Here is a 2,271-nt window from a genome sequence, read left to right on the forward strand (position 1 = left end):
ATGAAGACAGGATTTCCAAAATCAAATCCCTGATGCCGCATTGCTGTATCGGCGTAGATGTAATAGTAGGGTTTCCGGGAGAAACGGACGAATTGTTTTTGGAAACCTACAATTTTTTGAATGAACTAGATATTTCTTACCTGCATGTTTTCACCTACTCAGAAAGGGCAAACACACGGGCGGTAGAGTTGGACGGTATCGTTCCGATCAGAATAAGAAATGAGCGATCCAAAATGCTCAGGATCCTTTCTGAAAAGAAAAGGAGGAAATTTTACCAAGAAAATCTCGGAAAAACCTTCACTGTGCTATTCGAGGAAGATGTAGAAGACGGAAAAATGCATGGCTTTACAGAAAATTATATCCGTGTATCGGCTAAGTACGACCCGATCCTGATCAATGAACTGAAGACATTGACCTTGAGTGAAATCAATGAAAAAGGAAACGTGGAAGCCGTCGAACCGGAGATGATGTACGAAAGGCATTGAAGAAACAACCCCAAATCTATTTTGCAACTACCTAAGTTCAAGCAAGAACTTCCCGCATAGACCTAACAGATTTTTTCTTTTTCTTCATCTTATTGATCCAGATCAATGTGCCTGTAAACGGAAGGCTGGTAGCTACCAAGCATGCTAAAAAGTAAAGGATTTTGGAAAATGACCCATAAACATCCCCGATATGGATGGATTTGATCGAAGAAGCAATCCTTTCATTAAAGGGCTTATCCTTAAATATCTGGACTTCATCAATTTCCAAATCAGCCCTCAGTTGAATTTTGTCAGCTGCTGCCGGAGCAAAAAAACCAACTTTATACTTACTTACACTAATCAGATCTTCAGGTTTTTGTGGAAAAGATATTCTGTAACTTCCCTCATAGTCAAGGACAGTCTCTGCTACCTGAACAATTTTTTCAAGATCCATTGGTACTAAAGCCTCTGTTTGGTTTTGGCTTGCATCCGTGTTTGTGCTTGCATTACCTGAACGGTTATCTGAAGGCTGTTCCTTGTAAGTTCCAAGTGATTTCTGTAAAGCCTCCCTGTACCATGGAAATGACCAAAATGGTCCTGTAGCCCCCATCATAAACAGAATAATGATCGAGTAGAAAGCAAGTGAATTATGTAGGTCGTGGTTAGTTCTTTTCCAATTCCCGGTTTTTATTTTCAATCCCTGTTTCCAGTTTCTAATTCTCTTTGGAAACCAGATAATCATCCCAGTAATCACCCCAATGGTAAATAGGATTGTCGCTGTACCTGTGATATAGCTCCCAAGATTCTTGTTGGGCAGCTCTCCGATCAAAGGCTTCTCGATCCTGTCCAACATCAGCCACCTGTGAAGGCTGAACAAGTCCTTCATCAAATTATCCGCCCAGGTCGGTTCCGAATTATTTCCCAAAATTGCTCCTGTATATGGATTCACAAAATAGGTTGTACCTGAACGGCTTTGGTCTCCCTCCTTTTTGACATTGATCTGTATAGACCTATTGGCTTCAAAAGGGATGGAAACAGAAATGACTTTTCCTTCAACCTGCTCTGAGGTACTTTCCAAAATGGAATTTAATCCTATTCTTGCTGCTCCATTTTCTGCCGAAACCTGATAGAGATGTTTTGCCGCTGATTCCCTGATTTCAGTGTTGTAGACATAAACAGTACCTGTAAAACAAACGACTACCAAAACCAGCCCACTGATAAGACCAGCCCAAAGGTGGATATCATTGAAAAACTTTCTCGTCTTTTCCCAGGTGGATGTAGGTTTTTTGGAATTTGGCATTGTCAATAACATTAATCGGTGATGAAATCATAGCTGCATTGAATCCTGAAATCAAGGGTTTAATCAAAAGCAACCCCGACACAAATATATCTATTTAGATTAAATCTAAAAAAGGATACTGAGAAAAAAATTTACCTTCAACAATTTTCAGGATTATTCTCGGGTCTTCTTGGACCGACAGCCCCGAAGCGGGCTGAATAAGAATAGCCCCGGGCAAGGTGCTTCTCTGATTTTTATATTTCAACAAATCCCCATGCACCGCCGCCCGGGGTAATGAAAATGTGATGTCGTAGGTTTTTGGGAGCGAAAAGGAAAAATGTGGTATAAGGTTTACCCCAAAAACAGGGAAGGTGGAGAAGTCAATTCATTTTGAATTTCTTTCCTATGGTATTTTCTTAACGTCTCTTCCTTGTGTCACTTTTTGTCTTGAAACAAAAAGTAACCAAAAAGTTCAAGAAATTTTAATCCTCCCTCGCGCAGTGCCTCGCCGGCCCGGTAAAATTTCTT

The 2,271-nt window shown here is 40.5% G+C and carries 1 protein-coding gene and 1 pseudogene; one reads left to right on the forward strand and one right to left on the reverse strand.

The window, feature by feature from the left end; genetic code table 11:
- A pseudogene (locus tag ACZFYI_RS19320) lies at positions 1-485 on the forward strand (tRNA (N(6)-L-threonylcarbamoyladenosine(37)-C(2))-methylthiotransferase MtaB); the annotation flags it as partial.
- A 37-nt stretch (positions 486-522) separates the two neighbouring features.
- Here the strand turns inward: ACZFYI_RS19320 and ACZFYI_RS19325 are convergent.
- Complete coding sequence (locus ACZFYI_RS19325) at positions 523-1,764, reverse strand: PepSY-associated TM helix domain-containing protein (RefSeq protein ID WP_462525757.1); 1,242 nt, start codon at positions 1,762-1,764, stop codon at positions 523-525.
- Positions 1,765-2,271: the final 507 nt, after the last annotated feature.

Source organism: Aquiflexum sp. (assembly GCF_977115555.1).

Bases quoted from the DNA above. Each gene is read 5' to 3' on its own strand.
- ACZFYI_RS19325 (WP_462525757.1), bottom strand. From the start codon at position 1,764: ATGCCAAATTCCAAAAAACCTACATCCACCTGGGAAAAGACGAGAAAG.